Annotated in this window: 3 protein-coding genes; 2 read left to right on the top strand and 1 reads right to left on the bottom strand. The window is 37.6% G+C overall.

The genetic code is table 11. The features are described 5' to 3' along the window. The coding region (locus tag GSY74_RS06850; protein WP_164664361.1) for an NAD(P)H-hydrate dehydratase at positions 1 to 1,429 on the top strand (1,429 nt) is incomplete at its 5' end. Further along, entirely contained in the window at positions 1,404 to 1,964 is a 561-nt protein-coding gene (purN, locus tag GSY74_RS06855) for a phosphoribosylglycinamide formyltransferase (RefSeq protein ID WP_164664362.1), read from the top strand. The genes GSY74_RS06850 and purN, both read left to right, overlap by 26 nt. Before the next feature lie 44 nt (positions 1,965 to 2,008). Here purN and GSY74_RS06860 read toward each other — a convergent pair. Beyond that, on the bottom strand, positions 2,009 to 5,271 hold a 3,263-nt coding region (locus GSY74_RS06860; protein WP_164664363.1), incomplete at its 5' end, for an alpha-2-macroglobulin.

The raw sequence follows: 5,271 nt of genomic DNA on the forward strand, positions 1-5,271 counted from the left end.
AATGCAACCCCTATACAAATCCTGCTACCCCCTAGACACTAGATGCTACGAAGAGTACGCCCTAACTGAAGACATTCTAATGGAACACGCCTCAATGGGCATGGCAAACTATATTAAACAAAATTTCAAAGAGCAAAGCACTGTTCTAATAGTCTGTGGTGTAGGCAATAATGGTGCTGATAGTATTGTCCTAGCTAGACTTTTACAAGGTTTTTACGATGTAAAACTCTATATCCCTTTTGGTGTTCGCTCTGTTATGGCAAAGATACAACTTGAAAGGGTTCAAACTTTAGATATAAAGTTTGTTGATGAGGTAGAAGAGGCAGATGTAATTGTAGATGCTATCTTTGGAGCAGGTCTTAGTCGTGAGTTGGATGAGAAGACTCGTAAACTTATTGTTGAACTAGAAGCTTTGAAAGGATTTAAAATCGCTTGTGATATTCCTACAGGAATAGATATAGATGGTAATCCTCTACCTATGGCTCTATTTGTAGATGTGACTATCACTATGGGGGCGTTGAAAGAGGCTCTCTATTCTGATATGGCAAAAGATTTTGTGGGTGAGATTATTTGTGTTGATTTGGGTCTATCTCATGCTAAATATATAGAGGGGTTTGAGACAGATACTTATCTTTTGGATGAGAGTGATATGAAGTTACCAACTCGCAATTGGTCAAAGAGTACGCATAAAGGAAGTTTTGGACATCTAGCAGTCATAGCAGGAGAGAAAGAGGGTGCAGGTATATTGACAGCTAGTGCCTCGTTGCGTTTTGGTGTGGGCTTGGTGACGATGGTTGGTGAGATTGATACACCTCTGCCACTAGCTATTATGCAAGATACAAATCTGCCATATAACACAGCAGCCATAGCTTTTGGTATGGGTTTTGGCAAAGATTTTGAAAATGAGATTGTTGATGATATTTTAGATAGTAAAGTACCCATTATTTTAGATGCTGACATCTTTCATTCGGAGACTATCTTGGAGTTTTTGGAACAAAATGATAGAGAGATAGTACTCACACCGCATCCAAAAGAGTTTGTGGCTCTGTGGAATATGACAGTGGAGACTCCCATCAATATTGCTCTACTTCAAGCCAATAGATTTGATAAGGTTCGTGAGTTTTGTGAGTTTTTTCCAAATGTCACTATACTTTTGAAAGGGGCAAATATGATTATCGCCCAAGATAATAGATTTTTTGTAAATCCTCATGGAAGTTCAAAACTTAGTAAAGGTGGAAGTGGTGATGTTTTGAGTGGGTTGATAGGTGGGTTACTTGCACAAGGAAAATCGGCTCTTGATTCGGCTATTCATGGCTCTTTGGCAATGACAGCAGGAGCAAAAGCGTATAGGGGTAGCTCTTATGGTATGCTTCCAACTGATTTAATTGAGGAGATAGGAAAACTTGAAAAAAATAGCCGTACTGTTTAGTGGAATAGGAAGCAATCTTGCTTATATTTTAGAGCATCTACACAAAAAAGAGCTAGAGGTGGTGGTGGCTCTAACCAATCGACCTAATGCAGGGGGAATAGCTTTTGCAAAAGAGTACAATATTCCTGTGGAGATTATCGACTCTAAGAGTTTTGAGAGTCGTGAGATTTTTGATGAGCAGATAGTAAAAACTCTCAAAAGTTACAATCCAGATTTGACAGTACTGGCAGGATTTATGAGAATTTTAACAACCGTTTTTACTGATAATATCAGAGCGATAAATCTTCATCCATCTCTGTTGCCAAGACATAAAGGAATCCAAGCGATAGAGCGAAGTTATGCTGATAAGTTTGACATGGGTGGTATCTCTGTTCATTGGGTGACTAGTGAACTTGATGGGGGTGAGGTGATTTTGCAAAGGGAGGTCTCAAAGGTTGGGAAATCGTTTGAGGAGTATGAGGATGAGGTGAAGAAGATTGAGAAAAAAGCTCTATGTGAGGGGATACGCAAAATATTATATTATTCGGTGCAATGAATTGCACCCTACGGTAAAAATGTTTATGATTTGTAGGGTGCATTTTAATGCAACTCCACTTTTGTAATCAGAAGTTTCCCTCCTACTTCTCCTAGAGTAAGCAGATGTCTACTAACTCCCTCTAACTCTTTTTCTCCATTTTTAAGCAGATAATCAAATACAATTTTTACCTTTACCTCTTTTTTGCTATGGTCAGCACTTACGATACTAAGTCTGATATTGCTATATACCCGTTTTGTCCATTTTTTGAAGTACTCTTGTTTATCTTTTACTATATCTTCTTTAGTAGCATTTTGGGTACGGTAGTAGGTACTTATTGGGTAGTGAAATAGCTCGATGAACTCGTCTGGATTGTTTCGTTGCATCTCTCTGTAGTATAGGCTTTTTACTATTTTTTTTGCTTTTGATTCGATGGTTTTGTTCGATGGTATCGAACCTACGGTGATGTGATTTGTCTCTTTTGCGTAGTCATTGATTTGGCTGTCGTACATCGCTTCGGTGATGATGGCAGGTATTTTACACTCTCCTTTTGTTGTTACTATAAGTGGTGTGAAGATTATTCCTCTGTTTTGTATGATATGGTGAGACTGGGTGACATTATCGAGCTTTGTCTTTTTTGGTAGACTTATAAAGTGCAGAACTCTATCATCTCTTATCTCTCTGTACTCTTGGTTGATATTTATATCTTGGAATCTCTCTATGGTTGATTGGATATTGTTGTTTACTATAGTTAGACATGCAGGGATTCTTTGGTTTACAACTACGCTGTTGACTTTTCCTATATTTGCAATAGTGACTCTGCTATAGATTTTCTCTCCCTGTTTTAGGGAAGATAGATTGATAGTTTGGTTCTGCTCATTGATAAATTCACGCATAATAGACAACTTTTTGGTAGGTGAAAGCTCATTTTTTAAAGCTTTTGGTAGGTGTTTTACTAGCTCTATATTGTAGCTCATTGCTCCAGAGTTTGGAATGAGTGAGATGGTGTCACTAGTGATGCTCTCTAGGGCTATATTCTCTGCTTCTGTGAACTTTATGCTCTCTGAATTTATCTTCATCTCCAAATCAATTTTGCTATTTTTTGGTTTACCAAGATAGATGCTTATCGCTTTTAGGGCTATCGCTATCTCTTGGGTGGAGTAGAGGCTATCCAGAGATTTTTGGATGGTGGCTAGGTCTTTGGCATCTCTTTTGAAGTATTGAGATTTGATTATGAAGTGCAAGAACATATCTCTGTTGTTTGATTCAAAGTTTTCGCTACGGTTTCCGTAACTTTTTTGTTGATATGAGTTTAGGGTATTTTTTATGCTCTTATATATCTTCTCCGCCTCTGCTTCTCTGCCTTCTATTTTCAGTATAGCCGACATATATAGAGTTGAGAGGAAGTGTTTTGTATAAAACTTTTTCTCTAGTAGCATATTGGTTATACTACTATCTAAGCTCTTGTTTTCTGCCAAAATATATCCTGCATAGAGACGGTGAAATTCACTATATTTTCCAAGATAATCACTGTTGGCTGAGGTGACTGATTTTAACATTTTGATAGATTTTTCTATCACTCTTTTATCTACCTCCACTCCATCTCTCTTTAGCTCAAGTAGAGTTTGGGCAGAGTATAGTGAAGCGTAAGGGCTGATATATCCATCCTCTTCCCAGTAGCTAAACTCTCCATAGTAGTTTTGTAGATTTCTTAGTTTTTTGATACCCTGACGGATGAAGTTTTTGCTCTCTCCTAATAGTTTGTCATCTTTCATAAACGGTTTGGCATAGTGCATGGCAGAGATTTTGGAGGTGGTCTGCTCGGCACAACCGTATGGGTAGCCAATTAGCTCTTTTAGGTCATCTCTCATGGAGCCTATGAGATTGTCTGATATGGTTATATAGACCTTTGCTCCCATATACTCTTTTGGAACTTTGAATGATTCGGATTTGTTGCTGATGCCTTTAAATGTTTTGGTCGAGATAGCATATGGACTATAAATAGGTAGCTCAACACTTTTTGTAACTATCTCATTTCCAAAACTTGCACTGATTTTAATCTCCCCTCTGCCTATCTCTTTGGCTTTCAGTTTAGTTTTTATCAGTTTTGAGCTGTTAGCAGGTATAGTTATAGGTTTTTTCTCTATATCGAAGTTTAGGTTGTCCGATATTTTTGCTGTTAGCGTAATGTTCGTATCTTTTTTAGTGGTATTAAAAAGTCGGATAGGTACTTCAATATCATCTCCTACTAGAGTATATTTAGGGTATGATGGCTTTATCATAATATCATCTTTGATTACAAGCTCTTTTGAGACGACACCGATATTATCTTCATTGATAGCAATCACGATAATAGTCGCTCTGCCATTAAACTCTGGTATATTTATATTGGCTGTAGTCTCTCCATTTTGAGACTCTATGACTCCTGACCACTTCATAAATGGTTTGATTCGTTTGCCCAAATCTGGTGCTTTGTGTTTATCATCAAATACCGTTAGCCCAGCAATATCTCCAGCACCAAAGTCGATAAGTTTTCCCTCTGCAATATAGGTCATGAGCTGGTCATAGAGGTCATAGTAAGAGAGTTCTCTATCTGGTTGTTCATTTAAATAGTCAAATATTTTTGGTTTATTCTGTTTTGCTAGTTGAAGTATTGCACTATCTACGACAGATATTAGGAGTTTTGCTTTTTTATCAGTTTTTACTTCTAATTTGAGAGTAGTTTTTGATTTGCTCTCTTTGGGTGTGGTGAGATTTATATCTATCTTATGCTCATTCCGATTTGCCTTGACAAACTTATATCCCATCGCTCTAAATGGAATCAGATTGGATGAGCTATCACTAGGACGGTAAGCTGTAGCGTGTAGATAGGCTCCTCTCTTCATATCATGCTTGATAGGCATCTCTAGCTTGGCTACCCCTTTGTCTATGGTTATCCGTTTATAAGATTTCACATTGTCACTCTCTAAGGTTACAAACAGTTCTCCTGTTAGTATCGGAGATTTGATAATAGCACTAATCTTCTCTCCTTTTTGGTAAAGCCTATCTTCAAAATTAATCTCGATAGATTTCAGGTCATCACTTGGAGAGATATTGCTATAACTCTCCCACCAAACCTCAAAAGAGCTAGAGCTACTATGCCCACCTAGACGGTCATAAATCTCTATAGTATAGTTACCATTTTCTGCAATGGTTTTAGAGAACTTCTCATTGGATTTTAGACTAAAACTCTCTATAGTCTTCATCTCCTTGTCCCACTCATAGTGTCCATCGCTATAGCTATAGTGCCAATCAATCTTTTTGATAACAGCATACAGCTCTCGCTCTA

It is taken from the genome of Sulfurovum sp. bin170, from assembly GCF_010892395.1.
GTDB lineage: Bacteria > Campylobacterota > Campylobacteria > Campylobacterales > Sulfurovaceae > UBA1140.